Source organism: Mucilaginibacter pankratovii (assembly GCF_014773265.1).
Taxonomy (GTDB): domain Bacteria; phylum Bacteroidota; class Bacteroidia; order Sphingobacteriales; family Sphingobacteriaceae; genus Mucilaginibacter; species Mucilaginibacter pankratovii.
The window spans coordinates 213,115-236,975 of sequence record NZ_JACWMY010000004.1; the positions used below are offsets into that span (position 1 = coordinate 213,115).

Below are 23,861 nucleotides of genomic sequence, written 5' to 3' on the forward strand. Positions count from 1 at the left end.
ACCCGGTTTTAAAGGCCGGGTTTTTTGTTGGATCTTGAAAAAGATGTTGATCGTAACGTCTAACCTATCAGTTTTATCTGTTCTTTAATCTTCTCCGCGGTCTCTTCGCTTACGGGCACAAGGGGCAGGCGTAAAGTATCGCCACAAACGCCCAGGTGCTTTAAAGCCGATTTTACACCGGCGGGGCTTCCTTCGCTGAACATTAAACGGGTGAATTCAATTAAACCATAATGGGCGGCTTGCGCGGCTTTAAAATCGCCCTGCAAGCAAAGCCTAACTTTATCAGATACTTGTTTTGGCAGCGCGTTACCTGTAACCGATATTACCCCAACAGCACCCATGGCTATCATAGGCAGCGTAATTGGGTCATCACCTGATATCAGCAGGAAACCTTCCGGTTTATCGCGCACCAGTTGATTCATGAGTTCAAAATTGCCCGATGCTTCTTTAATGCCAATAATGTTTTCAAAATCCTTAGCCAACCTAACGGTGGTTTCCGCACTTACGCTGCTACCGGTACGGCTGGGTACATTGTATAAAATAATTGGCAAGGGCGATGCCTCCGCAATAGCTTTATAATGCTGGTAAATGCCCTCCTGGGTTGGTTTATTGTAATGCGGACTTGCCGATAATATGGCGTCGTAACCGGTAATATCAAATGCTTTAATTTCGGCAACAACCTCTAAGGTATTGTTACCTGCTATGCCGGCCACCAGGGCCACGCGTTTATTTACGGTTTTGGCAGTAAAGGCAAAAACCTGCTTCTTCTCGTCCTTATTCAAAGTAGCGCTTTCGCCTGTTGTGCCTAACGACACTAAATATTCCACCCCACCTTCAATAAGGTGGTTGATAAGCCTTTCGAGTGCAGGGTAATCTACCTGCCCGTCGGCCTGAAAAGGAGTTACCATTGCTACCCCTGTCCCGTAAAATCTGTTCATAGCTTTAATAAAAGGATGCTAAGATAGCAAATTAGTAGATGTACGGATGTGCAAATTTCAGATGTGCAGATTAGGGTTCAGAGGCTACCGCGAATTTTTAACTCGTGGTGTGCATTGTGTCAGCTTTTAGCTGACGCAAGCTGGAAGCTTGCACCATGCCAATTACGAGATGCGCTGCGCTAATCTCGCGATAGCTTGTGTCGATTCGCAGGTAACGCTACTCCCGCGCAATTACGAGATCGCGTAGCTATTTATAATAATCGTATTTAGTTATCCTGTATTCGTAATGAAGCAATTTTGTGCCGTAGTGATCGAAGTCAACCTCACTTACTTTGGTCGCCCCCAATTTGCCAATAGCCTTTTGCGACCGGATGTTGGTAGCTGCGATGTGGAACATCACATTGTTAACCACTTTAAATACATGCTCCATTAGCAAACCTTTCATAGCCGAATTGTAAACCCCGCCCCAATATTTCCTGGCCAAAAAAGTATACCCAATGGCTACGCTGGATTGTGCCGGCCTTATATCATATAACCGGGTGCAGCCTATAATGTCACCCGTTGCTTTATCAATTACTAAAAACGAACTTTCCGATGCAAGGGCATCGTTAAAGTAAAGCTGAAAAACTTCTTTTTTATACCTGTCTTTGGCCGGGTGTAGTTCCCATATCAAAGGGTCGGCCGCTACTTCAAATAATTTGTCGAAATCCGTCTCTTGTACTAACTGCAGCGCTATTAGTTCGTTCTCTAATTTTGTTGATCTAAGTTCAAAAATTTCCATATCACAATGTAGATGGGCCTAAATTATTCCATGCAGCGCACCGCCTTTTTCACCCATTTTATCCACCAATTTTTCTACCACCGGGTCTCTCTCCAAAACCGGTGCATGGTGCGGTTTTATACGGGCATCTATCATTAATGGGCCGTGGCAGCCCCAGTGTTTATGCTCGGTAAAGCTGTTGATACCATAAATATCGTGCGAAGGATTGCTGCGGGTAAAGGTTACCCAAACAAAGTTATTGATGGTTTGAGCGGTGAATGCGGCATCGTCGCACAGTACAATAAGCGGTAGTCCGCTCAGGTCGGTTTCACCAAGATGTTCTTGTAGGATCTCCAGCATCAAAGGCATATCACTGGTCCGGATGTTTTTGGGCACCTCTACTGCCATTATACCCGGCATCACCATTTTATAATTCACAAAAGGGCGGGGCAGGCTAAAGGAAGACGGTATTTCGCTCCAGAGCTCGCGTTTAATATCGCCGGCAACTGTAATAGCAACTTTGCTGCCGCTATTGAGGCCTTCACCGCTGTAATCCAGCGTATCTATAGAGGTTTTGGTTTGGAAGTGCAGATCGCGGGTAAGATCGATACGCTGCAGGATGTGTTTCAGGAAGCCTCCTATGTCGTTCACATTCAAATTCGGGTCGTCCTCTTTGGCTGCAATGAAGAGATACTTGGCCAGGCTAAGCTGACCTTTACCCAAAATATGGTTGGCAATGGTGATGATCTCCTGCGGATGGCGTTCTTTTACGTACGGCGTATAACGCTCGCTGCCAATGGCAAATAACAAAGGGTGTACACCGGCTGCGTCAACCGCGTTTACGGCGTGCAGGCCGGGGATTTCTTTCGGGATGGCGCTGCCGGTAATCTCGTGGATGAGGGCGCCAAAGCTGGTATCTTCCTGCGGCGGCCGGCCCACCACCGTGAACGACCATACCGCATCTTTACGGTGATAAACGTTATGCACTTTTAACAGCGGGAAGGGGTGCGCCAGGCTATAATAACCCAGGTGGTCGCCAAAGGGCCCTTCTGGTTTATTTTCCATCGGCATCACGGTACCGGTTATCACAAAATCAGCATCGGCAGAGATACAAAACCCTTCCGCATCATAAAAATAACGGAAACGGCGATTACCCAACGCCCCGGCGAAGGTCATTTCTGATAAGCCCTCGGGCAGTGGCATTACAGCTGCAACCGGGTGCGCCGGCGGGCCGCCTACAAATATGCTCACCTTTAAAGGCTGCCCTTTGGCATTGGCTTTGGTTTGGTGCACGCCTATGCCGCGGTGAAGCTGGTAATGCAGGCCAATCTCTTTATCAGGTATATAATCGTTGCCGCCAAGCTGGATACGGTACATGCCCAGGTTAGCGTTCATGATGCCGGGCAGATCCATATCCTCTGTATAAACCTGGGGCATGGTGACAAAGGGGCCACCATCTTTAGGCCAGTTTACTATTTGAGGCAGTTCGCCAATGGTGGTACGGCTGAAATTGATCGGAGCGCCTTTGCCAACTTTCATTGGCAGGGCAGACAGGGCGGTTAATGCAGTATTAGCGTATTTAAAAGGATGCCTGATGGCTTTTATAGGGTCGTTTTTAATGTCCACCAGGGTCTTGATCTTCTCCAGCGTATCACGGAAAATAAACCGCGACCTGTCCAGCGTGCCAAACAGGTTAGATACCGCCGGGAATTTGCTGCCTTTTACGTTTTCGAATAGGATGGCCGGCCCCTCGTTTTCAAATACGCGCAGGTGTATCGCCGCCATTTGCAGGTAGGGGTCAACCTCTTCTTTTATGCGGATAAGGTGCTTGTTCTTTTCCAGATCGGTGATGCAGTCCTGTAAACTTTTGTATGCCATTAGGCTTCAAAGATATTACAGAATAATTGATTTTTAGATCATGTTTAAGTAATGAACCGCAGCCTTACGGCAGACCGGGAAAAATTGATTTAATATCAAGATATTTATTATAAAAAAGCAATGTGATTTTTCAAATAACATCTTGTAAAAGAGAGTTTTGAGTTGTTTGAATTGACTGGTTAGCAAAAAAGATAAGTAAACAGGTAGGTTTACTTCTTTTATTCATTGTAAAAACTTATATTACTTTTACGGTGTAAACCATTATCTGCCTTATGTCGGTAATTTTATTTACGCTGATCATACTTATTGGTGCCTATGTTGCAGGCCTTTTAGGCTCGCTTACGGGGCTTGGCGGCGGGGTGGTTATTATTCCATTACTTACACTTTTATTAGGCGTCGACATCCATTACGCTATTGGTGCTTCGCTGGTATCAGTTATTGCTACCTCGAGCGGTTCGGCGGCGGCGTATGTAAAAGAGGGTATCACCAATATCCGCCTGGGCATGTTTTTAGAGATCGCTACCACGCTTGGCGCGCTGGCGGGGGCCATGCTGGCCATTTATATTCCTACCCATTATATCGCTATACTTTTTGGGGTGATCCTTATCTTTTCGGCTATCATGTCGCTGCGTAAAAAGGAGGAGAAAATTGTGCTGGAGCCCAGTTATTTGGCCGAAAAACTAAAGCTGAAAGGCAGCTACCCTGATGGCGATGGGCACATGATACAGTACGGCGTTACCCATGTAGGCGGGGGCTTTTTTATGATGCTGTTTGCCGGGGTGATCTCGGGTTTGCTAGGTATTGGCTCCGGCGCGCTGAAGGTGATAGCCATGGATACCATCATGAAGATCCCCTTCAAGGTATCAACCACTACCAGTAATTTTATGATAGGCGTTACCGCTGCTGCCAGCGCGGTGGTTTATTTGCAACGGGGGTACATCGAGCCGGGCATCTCCATGCCGGTGGTTATCGGCGTATTGCTGGGGGCGCTCACGGGTTCTAAGATCCTGGTGCATACCAAATCTTCCGGCTGGCTGCGTTGGGTGTTTGCCATTGTGGTTACGTTTTTGGCCGGGCAAATGATCTACAACGGTTTTACCGGTAAAATATAACATGCTCAAATCAACGGTGTTTAAGTGTCCAATTTTTAAAATATGGACGCAGTGGACACCCCTGAACGCACCTGGACACCATTGAACACCCCGCCGCGGGCCATTTGCGACATCGTGTTTTTACTTCCGAAAATCTGCGTGTTTTTGCATTTTTTTCAATTTTTTAGGAATGTTTTTCTTCCCTTTTGGCGCTGCCTGAAAACCACTTTTTTCAGGCCGGCAATGGCCCGTAACCACTCCCTCACCACTCACAATTCCCTACTCACCACTCCCCCAAAATAATCGTATTATTGTTTTGATGAAACGTATCCTCGGCAACCTTACCTTCCAGGTTTTATTCGCTATTTTTTTGGGCGTAGTGGTGGGTTTATATTTTAAGGGCTTCGCGCCCACGGCGCAGGTGATCAGCAAAACTTTTATCAGTTTAATTACCATGCTTATCGCCCCCATTATTTTCTTCACCATTGTGCTGGGCATCGCCGGCATGAGCGATATGAAAAAAGTGGGCAGGGTAGGCGGCAAGGCATTGCTTTATTTCGAACTGGTAACCACCCTGGCGCTCATCATTGGTGTTACAGTAGCCAACCTGGTGAAACCTGGTGCAGGTTTTATTAATACCCATGCGCCGGTTGATGCCAGCAAACTGGCCGCTTATGAAAAAGCCGCAGCTGATATGAAGTGGATAGATTTTCTGGCGCATATTGTACCCGGCAACGTTTTCGAGGCCTTTGCCAAAGGCGATATTCTGCAGATCCTATTCTTCGCCATCCTTTTCGGGTTCGGACTAAGCCGGATGGGAGAGGCGGGACAATCGGTTATCCATACCTTCGAAAAACTTTCCAAGGTGTTCTTCAATATCATGAAGATAGTAATGCGGGTGGCACCTTTGGGCGCTTTCGGCGGGATGGCGTACACCATCAGCACCTATGGCATCAAAACGCTGCAGCCGCTGGCTTTGCTAATGGCATCGGTATACATCACTATGGCACTGTTCATTTTTGTAGTGCTCAACTTTATTTGCTACCTGTACAAATTCAGCCTGTGGCAATACCTCAAGCATATTAAAGAGGAGATCCTTATCGTATTGGGCACGTCCTCTTCAGAATCGGCCCTGCCCGGGATGATGGAGAAACTGGAAAAATTCGGCTGCTCCAAATCCGTAGTGGGGCTGGTGATCCCGGCAGGGTATTCTTTTAACCTGGATGGTACCACTATCTACCTCAGCATGTCGGTTATATTTTTGGCGCAGGTGTTTAAGATCGACCTGTCGCTTGCCCAGCAACTCACGATTATCGGCATCCTCATGATCACCTCCAAAGGCGCGGCAGGCGTAACCGGCAGCGGGTTCATTGTGCTTACTTCAACGCTGGCAGCCATTAAAGTTATCCCGGTAGAAGGTGTGGCGATACTGTTAGGGGTTGACAGGTTTATGTCCGAAGCGCGGGCCATTACCAATGTGATAGGCAATGGCGTGGCTACTATTGTGGTGGCGAAGAGTGAGAAGGAGTTTGTAGAGCCGGTGGCGGCGCGGTGATAATACCGACCGTAGTTTTTGAATCGTTTGCCATATAAATTGCGCAGCCGGGAGGAACAAATACTTATAATCTTCGCTCTCTAAATCAGTTATTTATATCTTTAGTTTTCTAAAGGTCAATTCACAAACCGGGAGACCAGTCTCCCGGTTTATTATTTATTTCTACATCCTAAGGTTATGAAATTCTACAGGCTGATTCTTTGTGTATTTTTTCTCTTTTCTTGCTTTATTAACAGTGCCGTCGCGCAGAAGAAAAGCAGGCCCCTTACTAAATTCGATAAGCAGAGGGAAAATGAATTAATTAAACTCGTAAATAAAACTCCGCATGATCTGGGGGCTCACGAAAAGTTTTTAAATTTTTTTAACGTTATCGATTCTCCTGTGATGCAGCGGTACGATAGATGGTTGAGTAAAGACCCTCAAAATGCCATAGCGGCTTTCGCTATAGGTAAAGCTTTACAAAGAAGTAACAATAGTGCTTGTGAACGCTATTTGTTAAAGGCTGTGGCTATTGATACAGCACTTGCGCCAGCCTGGTACGAGCTATCTCTTTATCAGTATGGCTTGAATAACAAGAAAATTGCACAAAAATACCTCTCCAGGGCAAAATCGCTTGAAGCAAAAAATGTGAATTACGCATTTCTATATGCTTTATCATATAGAGACGAGAATAAAATAACCTATGATTCATTATTGATTGACTTAGCTTCCAGGTTTCCTAATTCGGAGAAGGCTGCTGAAGCTTTGTATTTTGCGGCCGGGGAGCCGATCAATAAAAATGTAAAAAGTGCATACTTTGAAGCGTTATTAAAAATGGATCAAAAGGCTCAATTACCTTGGGTAAATGTCGCTTTACAAACCTACTTTGAAGAATTATTAGGTTCAAACCCAGAGGAAGCGTTCAACGTCGCTTTACAAATGTCTTTAAAGATCAACACCAACAGAGATTTATGGAAAAAAAGACTACAGGTCGCCAGAAGCTTTATTGAAACACGGAAATTGTTAAACGAGAATGCTGTGCAGGAGGCTCTTGCTACTATAAAAAAAGCTTCATTAGGTAATAGTAAAATATTAGGAATTACCATTGACGCAGAGGAGGGTCTGACAAAGTTAAAGGCGGAAGTGATGGATGCTGCAGGCCAAACCCGTGAGGGTATTGATACCTTAATGGCATTATACTCCGTTCGGCCTTCAAAAAAAATTTATGGCGAAATGCTTCGTTATGCGAAAAAATTAGAGATCGATAGTTGTGCTTTGGATAAACTTATTTATCAGCAATTTGAAAAAAATGCGTGGCAACCTACAAATTTTTCGCTTAGAAGCTACATCGACAATCAACAGATCTCTCTCTCCGATTATAAAGGAAAAGTGGTGCTACTTACCTACTGGTTTCCAGGCTGTTTTCCGTGCTTGGCCGAGTTTCCGAAATTTGAAAAAGTTCTGCAGAAATTCGATAAAAAACAGGTGGTTTATTTGGCCATTAATTTGAATAATATAGAAGAAAACCATGTTTTGCCAATAAGAAATAATGGGGGATATACATTTATTCCATTGAGAGATGAACCAAATAATATGAAGGGAAATCTTCCCCGGGTATTTAGTGCACCTACCAACTATCTCTTTGATGGTAAAGGCAGAGTGATATTCTCTGACTTTTTTATAAATGATAGGAACCAGGAAATGCTGGAAGAAATGATAACGAAGATCTCGTTGTTTAATAATGTTGGTTTGTAATATCATGCCATTCCCCTTTTACAAACAACCCGATCAAATGGACTGCGGCCCCACCTGCCTTCGTATGGTAGCCAAACATTTTGGGCGCAACATAAGGCTACAAACCTTAAGGTAACTTTGCGAGATCAACCGCGAAGGGGGGTCGCTTTTAGGCATCAGCGATGCGGCGGAAAAAGTGGGCTTCAGGTCGCTATTATTTTAATTGAAAGTATATGATAGTGGTTTCTGTTTCCGCAGGGTCTTTTTGAAAAAGGACCCTGCGGAAACAGAGCATTCACGTATGGCATATCGAACCAGGCATTGCTAATGCATGTTCAATACTGTCCTTCGGCCGGAGGGTCCTCTTCGAGAGACCCTGCGATGACGGTAGTATAACCTATACCAAACCCACTACTCCAACGATTCCCCATCCTTCAACATCCTTGGCAGCACATTCTTCTTTCCCCCACTCAGCCTAAACCGTTCCAAATTACTTTTGATATACCGTATCAAATCATAATCGCTCAGCTTATCCAGCGCCGAGGCCGTTGGCCGGTAGCTGCCCATAAAGGTTTCCAGCGAATCGCCCTGTAATTTGGTGATGCCGGCTACCAGCGTTTTGGTAAAACGGGCGCTTACGTGAGCCTCGCGCTCATCACGTAATAGCACCTGCTGTAATTTATAATCGCGGGTGTGTTTTTTGTTGATGGCCCTAAACAGGTTGCCCACATCAATGCTGACGCCGGCAAAGGGCATGGTCGTTGAGGGCATCCGTATGATCTCGTTGAAGCGCGGTCCTCTGAAATTGAACTGTTTGGCATATTCCTGCCGCAGGCTTACCGAATCTTTATAGTAGTTTTTCTTCGCCTTAATAGTTACCTCGCCTAACTGGGTATACTTTACTTCCAACTCAATGGTGCGGCTGAAATTGCCCCAGTTGGCGGCGGCTAATTTAAAAGGTTTATAACCCATAGAATTTATGCGTATTGTATCAAGAATATTAGATATCTTTAGCGTAAATGCGCCGTTAGCATCGGCAAAGGCGCTGCCCGAGTTTGATGCGATAAAAATGTACTTTATTGGCAGGCGGGTGTCTTTATCAATCAGTTTGCCGGTGACTACCTGCGCGCCGGCATACTTAAATAAAAAAAGCAGCGGCACAAACATCAGGTGTTTCATTTGCGTATAAAAGTAACATCTAAATAGTATGAGCAATAAAGTTTAACACACTTTAACAACAAATATTTAACCTTGTGTAAACAATTTATTTAACTGATGGTTATTTAGTTACCAGTTCGGTGTAATTAAGTACATCAGCCTACAAATATGAATACAACATCTAACCATGAACGCGGCTTTCACCCCCAGCTATCCCGCATTATTTATGTAGTGATATGTTTGGTTTTGCTTATGCTTTTTATCGTTCCCTTGCTTATTTTACTGGTGTTTAATTTATATGATAAGCCGGTAGCCGTTGCTGTCCGCAAGCCGGCAGTAGCTAATGAACGGCGCTTGGCGTATCTTAAACTCAGCGACCCGATACAATAGTTTTTGTTGAGCAGGCTTGTTGTTAATTGTTGGTTAACCATGCCTTCAGTTACCTTTAGCTAAGTTGTTTTTCGCGTAGCCTGTTGGTTAGGCCTGTTTAGGGATAAGCGTGCTTTGTCCATATCCACCTGTAATCTTCGTCGAATTTTTGAATAAGGCACCGCTTTATGGACTGAACCGCCCGGCGGGAGATATGTTACGTACTTTGAAAAAGACGTGGAAGCGCCGCCTTTCACACGGATGTAAAAAATACGTGGGGCGCAAAATTTAATTTGACTTTAATGGCAATAAACTTAGCTTTGCCATACAAAAATCAAAAAGCCGATGAGCGTTCTCGTAAATAAAGATTCTAAAGTAATAGTGCAGGGTTTTACCGGTAAAGAAGGTACTTACCATGCAGAGCAGATGATTGAGTATGGTACCCAGTTGGTAGGTGGTGTTACACCCGGCAAAGGTGGCCAAACCCATTTAGACAGGCCTGTTTTTAATACCGTAAAAGACGCGGTTGTTGCAACCGGTGCCGATGTTTCTATCATTTTTGTACCACCGGCTTTTGGTGCCGATGCTATTATGGAAGCTGCGGAAGCGGGCATTAAGGTTATTGTTTGTATCACCGAAGGCATCCCTACAAAGGATATGATCGAAGTGAAAGAATACTTATCAGACAAAGATGCACGCCTTATCGGGCCAAACTGCCCGGGCGTTATCACTGCTGACGAAAGCAAAATTGGCATTATGCCGGGCTTTATCTTTAAAAAAGGTAATGTGGGTGTAGTTTCAAAATCGGGTACGCTTACTTACGAGGCGGTTGACCAGGTAGTTAAAGCCGGTTTAGGTATCACCACCGCTATCGGTATCGGTGGCGATCCAATTATTGGTACCCCAACCAAAGAAGCAGTTGAATTGTTAATGAACGACCCTGATACCCACGGTATTATTATGATAGGCGAGATAGGTGGCGGCATGGAAGCCGAAGCTGCCCGCTGGATAAAAGAAAACGGTACCAAACCGGTGGTTGGCTTTATTGCCGGCCAAACAGCGCCTCCGGGCCGCCGTATGGGCCACGCAGGTGCAATTGTTGGCGGTGCCGATGATACTGCAGCTGCGAAAATGGCTATCATGCGCGAGTGCGGTATCCGCGTAGTAGAATCTCCTGCCGAAATTGGCGCTGCCATGGCAGAGGAACTGGCGAAGTTAGTTTAAAGGTAAAAGGTTAAAGCTGAAAGGTGATCTGCACCTTCACTAATATATTTGAAGCCCTGGTTGAGAAACCGGGGCTTTTTTTGTGGTCTGAACTCGAATTAAACGAATTTGTCGAATGAGCAGAATTTGTTGAGCAGGTTAGTATTCTGCCAATTTTATAAATTCGTTTAATTCGAGTTCAGACAATATTCTGAAAATTCTTAAATTCGGTAAATTCTGATTCAGACTATAATCACCATGCGCAAATCCCTCTGCCTCCTTTTATTCCTCCCAACTTTAGCCATAGCCCAATACAAACCGGCTGCCTTTACCGATGCGGACCGGTTGAAAAAGATCGAAGCTACCTACCCGGTTATCGATCAGTTATATAAAGACTATGCCGAGAAAAACCATTGGCCCGGCACGGCCTATGGCATTGTGGTGGATGGCAAGCTGGTGCATACCGGCGGCATAGGCTATACCGATATCGCCAAAAAACTCCCGGTGGATGCTACGTCAGAGTTCCGCATTGCCAGCATGACCAAAAGCCTCACCGCCATGGCCATATTAAAGCTGCGCGATGAAGGGAAGCTAAAGCTGGATGATCCGGCGTATTTGTACATCCCCGAAATGAAGGGTACTAAATACCTCACCAAAGATGCTACGCCCATCACCATTAAAAACCTGCTTACGCACACCGCCGGCTACCCTGAGGATAACCCCTGGGGCGACAGGCAACTGGCCGTTAGCGATGCCCAATTGATTGCTATTTATAAGAAAGGCGTACAGTTTTCTACCAACCCCGGCTTAGGTTACGAGTACAGCAATTTGGGTTTTGCTACGCTGGGCTACATCATCAAAAAGGTGAGCAGCAAAACGTATCAAACCTATATCACCGATAATATTTTAAAGCCGCTGGGTATGCTGCATACCTATTGGGAGTATGATAAGGTACCCAAAAATAAGCTGGCCCACGGTTACCGCTGGCTGGATGGGCAATGGGTAGAGCAACCCCTGCTGCACGATGGCGCCTACGGTGCCATGGGCGGGCTTATTACCAGCATAGAAGATTTTAGCAAATACATGGCCCTGCACCTGGATGCCTGGCCGCCAAGAAATGACGCGGAGACCGGCCCGGTTAAACGCAGTTCGGTGCGTGAGATGCAATACCCATGGGATGTAAACTATTTAACCGCCAACGCTAAAACCCCAACCGGCAGGCCATGCCCCAATGTTACCGCATACGCCTATGGATTAAGGTGGATGAAGGATTGCGATAACCGCATTTACGTGGGGCATACCGGCGGCCTGCCCGGTTTCGGCAGCCAGTGGAACGTAATGCCCGATTATGGTGTAGGGATCGTCTCCTTTGGTAACGTAACGTACGCACGTGCAGCGCCTATCAACAATGCAGCGCTGGATACTCTGCTGATGCTCTCGGGTATCAAACCGCGTACGCTGCCGCCATCCGCTATCCTCAACAAACGCAAAGCAGAACTGCTAAAAGTTATTGCTGATTGGAACACCGCCAAAGCCAGCGGCATATTTGCCGATAACTTCTTTTTAGATTACTTTCCCGATAAACTGAAAGTTGCTGCCGATGATGCCTTCGCCAAAGCGGGTAAAACCGTAAGCATAGGTGAAATTGTTGCCGAGAACCAGCTACGCGGGTATTTTATCATCAAAGGCGAGAAGGCCAACATCCGCGTAAGCTTTACGCTTACGCCCGAGAATCCGCCGTTGATACAGGAGTATCATTTGGATGTGGTAACGCCATAGCCGCCAGTCCTCTCCTCAGCGTCATTGCGAGGTACGAAGCAATCTCCCGATAAGTAGGTCGGATTTGCAAGGCGGCTTGTCCTGCGTAGAGATTATTGACGTTTTAATTTTTTCTTTAAGGCATCAATGAGCTCCCTTTGGTCGGTTGTCTTCGTGCCTCGCAATGACGGGATTTTAAAAGAAGCCGCTACGCCACCCCATTCACCGCCAAACTCATTACAGTAGTGGTGCTCAGGTTTATTTTGATGTTGAAAAAGCAAGGGCCGCCGTCTAAGACCAATACAACCCCTTTGCGCCAGTGCCGCTTTTCGTAAGGGGTGCAAAAGCAGTTTACCCAAACTTCTTTTTGTCCGTTTGCATTGGTAACCGCGATGATCTGCTTGTAGTATTTTCCGGGTTTGCTGATGATGCTTTTTGATTGCTTATTATGCTCGGCAACGGTTACGGAAATGATCTTTTCTATCTTTTTAATATCGTCTGCAGAAATGTTTGCCGGTTTAAAATGCTCACTAAAGATGAAACTGTCGCGGTTTGGATTGAAGGGCAACACAGCATAACTGGAGGTGTCTATAGATGCTGTATCGGTCTTTTGTTGTATTAAGGTAGCTGTTGTTGTGTGCTGAGGGATCGGAAAGAAAAAAGCCAGTATCAGTATAAAATTCATAAGCCTTAATTTATACCTGTTGAACGGATTTGCAGCGCTATTGTTGTGGAAATAAAAGGCTATCCTGCGTCCGTCAAACCAGTGTAAACATCGGCTTTCAGAATATTTAATGCGCATTGATTGTCGTATATTTATGTAGAAAGCAGAGAGGGTAAAGGTAAAAGCGGAAAGCTTTTTATTCACTCAATCGCTAATTCACTCATTCAAAATTATCAATGGAATACAACAAGCTAACACCCGAAGAAGAATACGTAATACTACATAAAGGAACCGAGCGCCCCTTTACCGGGGGCTTATTAAATAATAAGGCGCAGGGCCTGTACGTTTGCAAGCGCTGCGACGCGCCCCTGTACACCTCCGAGTCAAAATTCGAATCGCATTGCGGCTGGCCGAGCTTTGACGACGAGATAGCCGGCGCTGTACGCTGGGAAACCGATGCCGACGGCCGCCGTACCGAGATCCTTTGCGCCAACTGCGGCGCTCACCTGGGCCATGTTTTCCAGGGGGAGTATTTAACACCAAAAAACACCCGGCACTGCGTAAATTCCCTGTCGATGAAATTCGTTTCGGCGGATGATGTAAAATAATTGGCGTGGCAAAATTTTAATAAAATTCCTGCCACAGAAAATGGCAGGAATTTTTGTTTTCCACAATTTATGATGTGAACAGGAGGGAGCAAAATACCGTATTTCTACCTGGTTCATAAAGCGCTTAATTTGGCCTGATTGGCACTTTTTTTTACCGTCGAATTGTCTGTTTAAGGTAAACTAAAAATGAAGTTAATGTAATGCGAATGTTACCAACTTTTGCGCAAACTGGGTTTAGGTAGCCGCACTAATACATTGGTGCTTAGCAGGTTGAAATTTGAGTGGGATCAGCAATAATATCAAAAAATATTTTCTGTTGTTTATAACTTATAGGGGGTGTTAAAAACTTAGACTAACAGCAAACAGCACGATACCCTATCTTTGGCTTATAAGTTCTTTCAACGCTATCCGTTTACCGCTCTCTACCGTCGGTAAAACAGGAATAAAACCATGTTAAGTTCATGGGCTATGTGTATTAAATAAAAGTTTAATAGCAGATAAGTGAGGGTGTTTGGGACGAGTAATTAAGGGCAGCTTTTGTCTGTCATTTTAAAACTCGTGTGGCATACCTGTCTGCAAACTTGCCGTACGCAAAATAGCTATAAGAGCGAAAAAAGGGACTGAAAATTAGAAATTAAAACATACAAATACGAGATGCCAGAGGAAACCGAATTATTGCTGAGAGAGAACAAGGACCGCTTTGTTATCCTCCCCATCAAGTATCCCGCGATATGGGAAATGTATAAAAAAGCAGAGGCCAGTTTCTGGACCGCCGAGGAGATAGATCTATCAGACGACCTGAAACACTGGGAGAACCTTAACCCGGGCGAAAAACATTTTATATCGCACATCCTGGCCTTTTTTGCCGCCAGCGACGGTATTGTAAATGAGAACCTGGCCATCAATTTCATGAGCGAGGTGCAACTGCCCGAGGCACGCTGCTTCTACGGTTTCCAGATCATGATGGAGAACATCCATTCGGAAACCTATGCTTTATTAATTGATACTTATATAAAGGATCCGGCCGAAAAAGACCGTTTGTTTCACGCGATAGATACTATCCCTTGCGTAACCAAAAAAGCGGAGTGGGCACTGCGTTGGATAAACAATGGCAGCTTTGCCGAGCGTTTGGTAGCTTTTGCTGCTGTGGAAGGCATTTTCTTCTCGGGCAGTTTCTGCTCTATCTTTTGGCTGAAAAAACGCGGCCTAATGCCGGGATTGACTTTCAGCAATGAGCTGATCTCTCGCGACGAAGGTTCACACTGCGAGTTTGCCTGCCTGCTGTACAAAATGCTGGATGTTAAACTTTCTACCGAAGCTGCAACCAAAATTATTACCGATGCTGTAGAGATAGAGAAAGAATTTGTAAGCGACGCGCTGCCGGTAAGTCTGATAGGCATGAACGCCAAAATGATGAGCCAGTACATCGAATTTGTTGCCGATAGGTGGCTGGATGAATTGGGCTATCCTAAAGTTTACAATGTATCGTGCCCGTTTGATTTTATGGAGATGATAAGCCTGCAGGGTAAAACCAACTTCTTTGAGAAACGTGTAGGCGATTACCAAAAGAGCGGGGTGCTTAATGGTACGCCGGAGAACAAATCATTCTCTTTAGACGAAGATTTTTAGATGCCTCACCCAACCCTCTCCAAAGGAGAGGGCTTTAGAAATGCATTAATAACAACACGACCCTTAATTAATTATATATATACTGTTGGTTTAAAGTACTCCCTTACTTTGACACTAACTATTAAATACTAACCAATATGTTTGTACTAAAACGCGACGGCAGAAAAGAATCAGTGAAATTCGACAAGATCACAGCTCGGATTGAAAAACTGTGTTACGGATTTAACCTGGTGGACCCAATTGATGTGGCCAAAAAAGTTATTGAGGGTTTGTTCGATGGGGTTACCACCTCTGAATTGGACAACCTTGCAGCAGAAACGGCGGCATCGTTAACTACCAAGCACCCAGATTATGCTTTGCTGGCTTCGCGTATTGCGGTAAGTAACCTGCACAAAAATACCACCAAGTCGTTCTCGGAAACCATGAAACGTATGTACGAGTACGTTGACAAAAAAACAGGCAAAAACGCCGCTTTATTAGCCGACGATGTTTACGAGATCATCCGCGATAACGCCGAGATACTGGATAGCAGCATCATTTACGATCGCGACTTCGGTTTCGATTACTTTGGTTTTAAAACTTTGGAGAAATCGTACCTGTTAAAGATCGACGGTAAAATAGCCGAGCGCCCGCAGCACCTGTTTATGCGTGTATCGGTTGGGATCCACAAAGAGGATATCGATAGCGCTATCAAAACCTACAACCTGATGAGCGAGCGCTGGTTTACACACGCTACGCCAACCTTGTTTAACTCGGGTACACCAAAACCACAGATGTCATCATGCTTTTTGTTAACCATGAAGGATGACAGCATCGAGGGGATCTACGATACATTAAAACAAACTGCGAAAATTTCGCAGAGCGCCGGTGGTATCGGTTTAAGCATCCACAACGTGCGTGCTACAGGCTCGTACATCAGCGGTACAAACGGTACCAGCAACGGCATTATCCCAATGCTAAAGGTATTTAACGATACTGCCCGTTATGTAGATCAGGGCGGCGGCAAGCGTAAAGGCGCTTTCGCTATTTATTTAGAGCCTTGGCATGCAGATATCTTCGAATTTTTGGATCTGCGTAAAAACCACGGTAAAGAAGAAATGCGTGCCCGCGATCTGTTCTACGCTCTTTGGGTAAGCGACTTATTCATGAAACGCGTTGAGGCCAACGAGGACTGGAGCCTTTTCTGCCCGCATGAAGCACCGGGATTAGCCGATTGCCACAGCGAAGCATTTGAAGAACTGTACACCCGTTACGAGCGTGAAGGCCGTGCCCGCAAAACCATTAAAGCACAGGAACTTTGGTTTGCCGTTTTGGATAGCCAGGTAGAAACCGGTACACCATACCTGTTGTACAAGGATGCTGCCAACGCGAAATCTAATCAGCAAAATCTGGGTACTATCAAAAGCTCTAACCTTTGTACCGAGATCATCGAGTACACTTCTGATAAAGAAGTTGCGGTTTGTAACCTGGCATCGTTGGCATTGCCACGTTACGTGATCAACGGCGAATTCGACCACAATAAATTGTACGAGGTAACTTACCAGGCTACTTTAAACCTGAATAAGATCATCGATAACAACTATTACCCGGTAGAAGAAGCACGTTACAGCAACTTGCGCCACCGCCCGATTGGCTTAGGCGTACAAGGTTTGGCCGATGCCTTTATCCTGCTGCGTTTACCATTCGAAAGCGAAGCTGCAAAACAGCTGAACAAAGAGATCTTCGAAACCATTTACTTTGCAGCCATGACGGCTTCTAAGGATCTGGCTATACAGGATGGCGCTTACGAAACCTTTAAAGGTTCACCGCTATCACAAGGTAAATTCCAGTTCGACCTGTGGAACGAAAAACCGGCAAGCAACCGTTGGGATTGGGAAAACCTGCGTTTGGATGTAATGAACCATGGTGTGCGTAACTCGCTGTTAGTAGCGCCGATGCCAACTGCGTCAACATCACAAATATTGGGTAACAACGAGTGCTTTGAACCATACACCTCAAACATTTACACCCGCCGTGTATTAAGCGGAGAGTTTGTTATTGTAAACAAACACCTGCTGCGCGATCTGGTTAACCTGGGCCTATGGAACAACAGCATTAAAGATAAGATCATCACCGCAAACGGTTCTATCCAGAACATTGCAGAAATTCCTGCCGACATCAAGGAGCTTTACAAAACCGTTTGGGAGATCAAAATGCGTAACATCATCGATATGGCTGCCGATAGGGGCGCGTACATCTGCCAGTCGCAGTCGCTTAACCTGTTCATCAACTCGCCAAATGCAAGCAAATTGACTTCTATGCACTTCTACGCATGGAAGAAAGGCCTTAAAACAGGTATGTACTACCTGCGTACACAGGCAGCATCGCAAGCGGTTAAATTTACTGTGGAGAACCAGGGCGGCAAAAACATGGACGCTGTTATACCAGAAGTTGTTGCAGACAACAGCACCGAGGACGTACCAGCCGGCCCATCATGCTCGATGGAAGAAGGCTGTGTAACTTGTAGCGCTTAAGCTTTAGTCCGAAAGACGGAAAGTCGGCAAGTCCGAAAGAAGGATTTGCACTACATAATAAAGGCCGGGGAACTGAAATGTTTCCCGGCCTTTTTGCGTTTTTAAGCCGTATACAATCTGCACGTCATTGCGAGGCACGAAGCAATCTCCCCATAAGCAAAGCCACTTTGCAAGTCCGTTTGTCTTTACGTAGAGATTGCTTCGTGCCTCGCAATGACGCGACGGATAAAGGTTTGTCAAAGCCCCTCCTTTTACCCGCCCACTCAATTTCAAATATTTTCCCCAAAAATCAAAAGAATTGCGTTAATTAGGGGGAAACATATAACCTCACCTTATAAATGGCCCCCTATCATAATCTGCGCTTTAAATTATGCGTATCCATCCTTTCCTTCGTCTTAACTCTATTTGTTTATTCGGCAGCAAACGCCCAGCGTAACCGGGGTATGAATGCCGATGGCGATGTACTTAGCGGCAGTAACAGCAGCAGCGGCGGCCATGTTAACCAGGATGGCTGGATGATAGGCTTTAACGGCGGTTACGAATCTCCGCTGGGCGAAGTGAAACAGAGTTACAAGGGTTCGCCAACCTTTGGCGTTAACCTGTTCCGCAGGATGGGTCACTTGCTTTATTCCGCAACAGTTGATTACCGCAGCTATAAACCCTTACAGGATACCCTGCAGATAAGCTACGATGATACCGATTACTATGGCGCTACATTTAGTAAATTGAAGGGCATTGGCTTGTATCTGGGCATAGCTTACGAACTTCCCCTCAGCAGCGATATAAACGTGTACGGCGGCGTAAACGGCGGGGTTGTAATGGTAAGCTATAAGATCACTATCGACGATACCAATTTTTCGAGCACCGAAGAGGTCGCCAATGCGCAGAGCACTTACATTGCACCAAAGGTGGGACTCAACTTTATGTTGAGCCGCAGTTTGGGCATGGCACTGGAAGGACGTTACAGCCTGGGCACCGTAGGTGCAAACTATAACTCCCGTACCGGCGGAAGCGTTACCAAAGGATTTAACTCTGTTGCCGGGAATATTTTTTTAACATACCAGTTTTAAGCACGCAGAAATAATTGCCCTGTGATAATAAAGGCCGGGAAGCTGTACAGTTTGCCGGCCTTTTACGTTTTGATGATAAATAGAAATTTTTTCTTTCCGACTTTCGAAACAGAATTAAATCTTTCGGACTTTTCGGTCTTCCCGACTTCCGACTCACAATATGATCTCCGCCAAACACGAAATATTACACTGCGAGCGCTGCCAAAGCGCGTTTGAATGCAAGGCCAACTCTTACACCAAATGCCAGTGCAGCACGGTGCAGCTTAGTATCAACGAGGTACAATACGTAAGCGAACTTTATGATGGCTGCCTCTGCGCCAGTTGTTTGCTGGATCTGCAGAAGGAATACCAGGAGAGTTTATAATAATATCATATGGCTGCATTTTACTTATCTATACCCTGTCCGTTTGATGATGCTTACGCCATAGTTGTAGAAGATAACGGGCGTGTAGCCTATGCATATCTCCTTTTTTATGAAGACATTGTTTCTGATGTATGGCTGTACAATAGCACCGCAACACCTGCGGGCTCTTTTTTAAATACCGATGAAATGCCACCCCTAAACCCTGCAGATTATATAAAAAAAGACACCTTGATGATACCTATATCCGATGTGAGCCAGGTGTATTGCGAGTGGGACGAATCTGAGGATGAAGTGATAGAGGCTGCTATTATGCTACACGGAAAGTTTGTAGCCGAACTGCGGCATGGAGACAAACCCGGCTGGTCGGTATTTGCAGCAAAGGACGGGCCGCTGGCACTGGTTTATTAGGCGGCAATTGCATATTAAAAAACAAATATAAAATCGTAACGTTGTTTTTTGCGTAAGTACATTAACAAACATCAATTAAAAACACATACCATGGGATTAGGAGCACCGGAGATCATTTTAATATTGGTCGCAATTTTGTTATTATTTGGAGGTAAAAAAATACCCGAAATGATGCGCGGCCTTGGCAAAGGCGTAAAAGAATTTAAAGAGGCCCAAAGCGCTGCTAACGCAGAGCCACAACCCGTACCGGTTGCATCGCCAAAAGAAAATAACATTTAAGTTATAATTGTAAAAGGCCTCGCTAAGAGGCCTTTTACAATTTATAGGATTTCCTCAACCTTAATCTCTTACATACACTTCGCCCTTATACGGGCTGATGGTAGAGTGGAAACTGTATTTTGCCACATGCAGCAGGTAATAGGTCATGATATCGCACCAGCAGATCTCATCATGAAACATGGGCACTTTTGGAAATTTTCCCTCCTGTTTGCTTTCTTCCTTGTTGTATTTGTACTCGCCATCGTGTTTTACAATCCATTCTTTAAACAGGTCCATCTCTGAGGGTTCGGAGAAAACGATCTTAAAGAAAGTTTCCTCGGTCACCTCTTTCAGGTCGTCGTTCATGTAATGATGGTACTTATGGCGGTGGCGGATGATCTTGGCAGTTATCATATTGCGGGCTAATGTGTTATAGCTTAACACAAAATAGCGGTTGGCGTTTTAATTATTTACAGGAAAGGGAACCGCTCCGAAACCACTATTGCTAATACCGAATTATTTATCCTCTAACACCTTCACCGGTTTCTTATTTTTATCTATCGCCACAAAGGTAAAAGTACCCGTGATAGCCTTTTCGCGGCTGAAGCTGTACATCTCTTCCACATAAATTTCTACCAGTACCTTCAGGCTGGTGTTGCCGATGTTCGATACACTGCCCACCAGTTCTATAATGGTACCCGCCGGGATGGGCTGGTTGAAATCAATCCTGTCAGACGATACTGTTACCATGGTTTTGCGGGTAAAACGGGTGGCGGTTATAAAGGCAACCTCATCCATCAGCGCCATGGCGGTTCCGCCAAACAGGGTATCGTAATGGTTGGTGGTGTTGGGGAAAACGGCTTTAAAGATGCGTGTTTCGGCAGCTTTTGTTCTTTCTTCTACGGTCATGGGATAAATATAGATCCGCCCGGTTTTGAGCCGGGCGGATGCTGTGTTATTAAACAGTTTGTTTGCTGAAAATTTCGCGGGCGGCCCTTGCCGCCTCAACCATATGCGTTAATGCAGCCTGTGTTTCGGGCCATTTGCGGGTTTTGAGGCCGCAATCGGGGTTTACCCAAATATTGCCGACGGGGAGTAACGCCGCTGCTTTTTCCAGCAGGCTTACCATTTCTTCAACCGCCGGCACGCGGGGCGAATGGATGTCGTACACGCCCGGGCCGATCTCGGCAGGGTATTTAAAATCGGCAAAGGCCTCCAGCAGTTCCATCTGCGAGCGCGATGTTTCTATCGTGATCACATCGGCATCCATCAGCGCGATATGGCGGATGATATCGTTAAACTCGCTATAGCACATATGCGTGTGGATCTGCGTCTCGTCCTGCACGCCGCTTGCCGAAATGCGGAAGGCCTTAACCGCCCAGTCGAGGTATTTATCCCAATCGGCTTTGCGCAAGGGCAGGCCTTCGCGTATGGCGGGCTCATCTATCTGGATCATTTTAATGCCGGCGGCTTCCAGCGCAACCACCTCATCACGAATAGCCAGGGCTATCTGGTTGGCCGTTTCCGAACGCGGCTGATCATCCCGAACGAACGACCATTGCAAAATAGTTACCGGCCCGGTAAGCATGCCTTTCATCAGCTTTTGTGTATTGGCTTGCGCGAAGCTGCTCCACCTTACCGTCATATCGCGGGGGCGACTCACATCGCCATAAATTACAGGGGGTTTTACGCAGCGGCTGCCATAGCTTTGCACCCAGCCATTTTTGGTGAAGAGGAATCCGTCGAGCTGTTCGCCAAAGTATTCCACCATGTCGTTGCGTTCAAACTCGCCGTGCACCAATACATCAATACCAATGTCTTCCTGCCAGCGGATGGCTCCTATAGTGGCATGCTCAATTTCGGCATCGTATTCCTCCTGCAATAAAACGCCTTTCTTCAACTTGGCCCGCAGCTGACGGATATCATCCGTTTGCGGGAACGAACCAATAGTGGTTGTGGGGAACAGCGGCAGCTTAAACCTGTCCTGCTGTATTTTCTGCCGGGTTTTAAATTCGCTTGTGCGGGTGGCATCTGCATCTGTTATGGCCGCTGCGCGCTCTTTTATGGCCTGCTTGTGAATCAGCTTGGATAAATTCCGGGCCGATATGGCCTTTATGTTCTGCAGCAGCAACGGGGTGTTGCCTTCCATAATTTCGCCCAGCTCCTTAATCTCGTTCAGTTTCTGTTTGGCAAAGGCCATCCAATTCTTTATTTCGGGATTGATGGCGGTTTCCAGGTCAAGGTCGGCCGGGGTGTGGAGCAGCGAGCAGCTTGGCGCAATCATTACACGGTCGGCACCAATGGCAGCAACGGCTGTTTTGATGTGGCCAACCGAACGGATGTAATCATTCTTCCAGATGTTCCTCCCGTCTACCACACCAAGGGATAAGGTAAGTTGCCCGGGGATTAATTTTAATACTTCGTCTAACTGCCCGGGCGCGCGCACCAGGTCGAGATGCAGGGCGCAAACGGGTAGACTAACCGCCAAAAAGCTGTTTTTGTGAAGACTGTCGAAATAGGTAGTAAGCAGGGTCTTGATGTTTGGGCAATGCTTTTTAATTTCTGCATAAGCATAAATAAAGGCATCTTTTTCCTCCCGGGACAGGTCCATAGTAAGAAATGGCTCATCCAGCTGAACCCATACGGCGCCCTGATTTTGTAGTTTTTTTAGGATCTCGATATAAACCGGCACCAGCTTTTTAATCAGGCTGATCTTATCGAACCCCGCTTCCTTTTCCTTCCCTAATAAAAGATAGCTCACCGGGCCTATTAACACCGGTTTTGGTACGGTGCCCAGCGCCTGTTTAGCCAGGTTAAATTCTTCGAATACCTTTTCGGAAAAAACACGGAACTGCTGATTGGCGGTGAATTCGGGCACGATGTAATGGTAGTTGGTATCAAACCACTTGGTCATTTCCATGGCGGTAATATCCAGCCCGTCTTTTTGATAGCCGCGAGCCATGGCGAAGTACAGGTCTACCTCCTTGTTTTGCGGATTTTGGGTAAGCACGGGGTTGTACCGCTGCGGAATTACGCCCAGCATTAGCGAGGTATCCAGCACCAGATCGTACAGGCTAAAATCGTTACAGGGAATGAGGTCGATACCCGCATCTTGCTGCAACTGCCAGTTTTGCCGGCGGATGGCTTTGGCTATGGTAAAAAGATCGTCGCGGCTAATGGTGCCCGCCCAGTATTGTTCACTGGCCTTTTTGAGTTCGCGATGGGCCCCTACGCGAGGGTACCCGAGGTTGTTTTTGAGCATACGCATAAAACTTTTTTGGTTAAACATTAATGATGAATTAATGCTCCTTACGGTTTTCGGTATGCTTTCGTGGGGAGTGGTAATAAAAGACACAACGGTACACCAGGCTTTAAAAAAGCATGCGGACACCCGTTTTATCTCTGACTACTGCTTCATAACGCGAAAGCATTGTCTTAAAACTTGTGGCAAGTATCCTGGCTTGTAACATTATTGCCGCCCTTCTCATACCGTTTTGGCGGTACAATGGGCTTGCGTGGCAATAATTTGCTGCGTTACTTACAGTTGCGCGACAGCCCGTGATTTTCACACGGTTCCTTATTAATCCCGGTATTACCCGGGAACCTCAAGTTTGAAATAAAGTAAAGAACTGGGGTAAATATAGCTATTAAGTAAACTAATAAGCAATGCGGAAAGGCGGGTGGGTGTTTGTTGCCATAGGGCAAGAGGGGGGCGCGTGGGTGTTTAACTCACCCCGACTACGCTACGCTGGTCGCCCCTCTCTGCTTCGCAAAGAGGGTGAAGAAAGGGGAAAAAAAAGCTCCCCTCTTTGCGAAGCAGAGAGGGGCTGGGGGTGAGTTGAATTGCCAAGCGGACATTACCGATCGGCTATTGGTTTCTTCCGACTAACCCTTTCCTTTGCCAATCGTCCCAAATCCCCTATC

Annotated in this window: 22 protein-coding genes and 1 riboswitch; of the genes, 13 read left to right on the forward strand and 9 right to left on the reverse strand. The window is 46.0% G+C overall.

What is annotated here, in order from left to right:
- Nucleotides 1–59: 59 nt before the first annotated feature.
- The 3 genes from dapA to IDJ77_RS09455 all read right to left on the reverse strand — a co-directional run bounded on the left by dapA (nt 60) and on the right by IDJ77_RS09455 (nt 3,576).
- A complete protein-coding gene (gene dapA, locus IDJ77_RS09445; protein WP_191188695.1) occupies nt 60–938 on the reverse strand; it encodes a 4-hydroxy-tetrahydrodipicolinate synthase in 879 nt (292 codons plus the stop codon).
- 247 nt (nt 939–1,185) lie between these two features.
- Complete coding sequence (locus IDJ77_RS09450) at nt 1,186–1,719, reverse strand: GNAT family N-acetyltransferase (RefSeq protein WP_191188696.1); 534 nt, start codon at nt 1,717–1,719, stop codon at nt 1,186–1,188.
- 18 nt (nt 1,720–1,737) lie between these two features.
- Complete coding sequence (locus tag IDJ77_RS09455) at nt 1,738–3,576, reverse strand: UbiD family decarboxylase (RefSeq protein WP_191188697.1); 1,839 nt, start codon at nt 3,574–3,576, stop codon at nt 1,738–1,740.
- Between the two features lie 272 nt (nt 3,577–3,848).
- On the opposite strand from IDJ77_RS09455, the gene IDJ77_RS09460 reads away from it, so the two are divergent.
- The 4 genes from IDJ77_RS09460 to IDJ77_RS27625 all read left to right on the forward strand — a co-directional run bounded on the left by IDJ77_RS09460 (nt 3,849) and on the right by IDJ77_RS27625 (nt 8,071).
- Nucleotides 3,849–4,688, forward strand: a complete 840-nt coding sequence (locus IDJ77_RS09460; RefSeq protein WP_191188698.1) for a sulfite exporter TauE/SafE family protein — start codon at nt 3,849–3,851, stop codon at nt 4,686–4,688.
- A 298-nt stretch (nt 4,689–4,986) separates the two neighbouring features.
- The gene (gene dctA / locus IDJ77_RS09465; RefSeq protein ID WP_191188699.1) at nt 4,987–6,222 is read left to right on the forward strand and encodes a C4-dicarboxylate transporter DctA; all 1,236 of its coding nucleotides are present in this window, start codon (nt 4,987–4,989) and stop codon (nt 6,220–6,222) included.
- 177 nt (nt 6,223–6,399) lie between these two features.
- On the forward strand, nt 6,400–7,956 hold the full coding sequence (locus IDJ77_RS09470; protein ID WP_191188700.1) for a TlpA disulfide reductase family protein: 1,557 nt from the start codon (nt 6,400–6,402) through the stop codon (nt 7,954–7,956).
- A 4-nt stretch (nt 7,957–7,960) separates the two neighbouring features.
- The gene (locus IDJ77_RS27625; RefSeq protein WP_224751030.1) at nt 7,961–8,071 is read left to right on the forward strand and encodes a cysteine peptidase family C39 domain-containing protein; all 111 of its coding nucleotides are present in this window, start codon (nt 7,961–7,963) and stop codon (nt 8,069–8,071) included.
- A gap of 275 nt (nt 8,072–8,346) precedes the next feature.
- On the opposite strand, the gene IDJ77_RS09480 is transcribed toward IDJ77_RS27625, so the two are convergent.
- Both IDJ77_RS09480 and IDJ77_RS09485 read right to left on the reverse strand, forming a co-directional pair.
- Nucleotides 8,347–9,114 carry a peptidase associated/transthyretin-like domain-containing protein gene (locus IDJ77_RS09480; RefSeq protein WP_191188701.1) on the reverse strand — a complete coding sequence of 256 codons (768 nt, stop codon included), beginning with the start codon at nt 9,112–9,114 and terminating at the stop codon, nt 8,347–8,349.
- Nucleotides 9,115–9,317: 203 nt separating this feature from the next.
- A complete protein-coding gene (locus IDJ77_RS09485) occupies nt 9,318–9,524 on the reverse strand; it encodes a hypothetical protein (protein WP_191188702.1) in 207 nt (68 codons plus the stop codon).
- Nucleotides 9,525–9,807: 283 nt separating this feature from the next.
- Between IDJ77_RS09485 and sucD the strand changes: the two genes are divergently transcribed.
- Nucleotides 9,808–10,686 carry a succinate--CoA ligase subunit alpha gene (gene sucD / locus IDJ77_RS09490; RefSeq protein ID WP_191188703.1) on the forward strand — a complete coding sequence of 293 codons (879 nt, stop codon included), beginning with the start codon at nt 9,808–9,810 and terminating at the stop codon, nt 10,684–10,686.
- A gap of 237 nt (nt 10,687–10,923) precedes the next feature.
- Nucleotides 10,924–12,444, forward strand: a complete 1,521-nt coding sequence (locus tag IDJ77_RS09495; protein ID WP_191188704.1) for a serine hydrolase domain-containing protein — start codon at nt 10,924–10,926, stop codon at nt 12,442–12,444.
- Between the two features lie 187 nt (nt 12,445–12,631).
- On the opposite strand, the gene IDJ77_RS09500 is transcribed toward IDJ77_RS09495, so the two are convergent.
- Nucleotides 12,632–13,108, reverse strand: coding sequence for a hypothetical protein (locus IDJ77_RS09500; protein ID WP_191188705.1), 477 nt, complete (start codon nt 13,106–13,108; stop codon nt 12,632–12,634).
- Between the two features lie 215 nt (nt 13,109–13,323).
- On the opposite strand from IDJ77_RS09500, the gene IDJ77_RS09505 reads away from it, so the two are divergent.
- The 7 genes from IDJ77_RS09505 (at nt 13,324) to tatA (ending at nt 19,958) form a co-directional block, all read left to right on the forward strand.
- Nucleotides 13,324–13,695, forward strand: a complete 372-nt coding sequence (locus tag IDJ77_RS09505; protein WP_191188706.1) for a methionine-R-sulfoxide reductase — start codon at nt 13,324–13,326, stop codon at nt 13,693–13,695.
- Between the two features lie 654 nt (nt 13,696–14,349).
- Nucleotides 14,350–15,324, forward strand: a complete 975-nt coding sequence (locus IDJ77_RS09510; RefSeq protein ID WP_191188707.1) for a ribonucleoside-diphosphate reductase small subunit — start codon at nt 14,350–14,352, stop codon at nt 15,322–15,324.
- Nucleotides 15,325–15,461: 137 nt separating this feature from the next.
- On the forward strand, nt 15,462–17,837 hold the full coding sequence (locus IDJ77_RS09515; protein WP_191188708.1) for a ribonucleoside-diphosphate reductase subunit alpha: 2,376 nt from the start codon (nt 15,462–15,464) through the stop codon (nt 17,835–17,837).
- A 338-nt stretch (nt 17,838–18,175) separates the two neighbouring features.
- Nucleotides 18,176–18,907, forward strand: a complete 732-nt coding sequence (locus IDJ77_RS09520; RefSeq protein ID WP_191188709.1) for a hypothetical protein — start codon at nt 18,176–18,178, stop codon at nt 18,905–18,907.
- Between the two features lie 160 nt (nt 18,908–19,067).
- Nucleotides 19,068–19,271 carry a cysteine-rich CWC family protein gene (locus tag IDJ77_RS09525; RefSeq protein ID WP_191188710.1) on the forward strand — a complete coding sequence of 68 codons (204 nt, stop codon included), beginning with the start codon at nt 19,068–19,070 and terminating at the stop codon, nt 19,269–19,271.
- Between the two features lie 9 nt (nt 19,272–19,280).
- Nucleotides 19,281–19,679: a hypothetical protein gene (locus IDJ77_RS09530; protein ID WP_191188711.1), complete on the forward strand. Its 399-nt coding sequence runs from the start codon at nt 19,281–19,283 to the stop codon at nt 19,677–19,679.
- 90 nt (nt 19,680–19,769) lie between these two features.
- A complete protein-coding gene (tatA, locus tag IDJ77_RS09535) occupies nt 19,770–19,958 on the forward strand; it encodes a twin-arginine translocase TatA/TatE family subunit (RefSeq protein ID WP_191188712.1) in 189 nt (62 codons plus the stop codon).
- Nucleotides 19,959–20,018: 60 nt separating this feature from the next.
- Here tatA and IDJ77_RS09540 read toward each other — a convergent pair whose 3' ends face one another.
- The 3 genes from IDJ77_RS09540 to metE form a co-directional block, all read right to left on the reverse strand.
- A complete protein-coding gene (locus tag IDJ77_RS09540; protein ID WP_191188713.1) occupies nt 20,019–20,351 on the reverse strand; it encodes a hypothetical protein in 333 nt (110 codons plus the stop codon).
- A gap of 102 nt (nt 20,352–20,453) precedes the next feature.
- Nucleotides 20,454–20,846, reverse strand: coding sequence for an acyl-CoA thioesterase (locus IDJ77_RS09545; protein ID WP_191188714.1), 393 nt, complete (start codon nt 20,844–20,846; stop codon nt 20,454–20,456).
- 49 nt (nt 20,847–20,895) lie between these two features.
- Entirely contained in the window at nt 20,896–23,199 is a 2,304-nt protein-coding gene (gene metE, locus IDJ77_RS09550) for a 5-methyltetrahydropteroyltriglutamate--homocysteine S-methyltransferase (RefSeq protein ID WP_191188918.1), read from the reverse strand.
- A gap of 167 nt (nt 23,200–23,366) precedes the next feature.
- A riboswitch (cobalamin riboswitch) is annotated at nt 23,367–23,560 on the reverse strand.
- Nucleotides 23,561–23,861 lie beyond the last annotated feature (301 nt).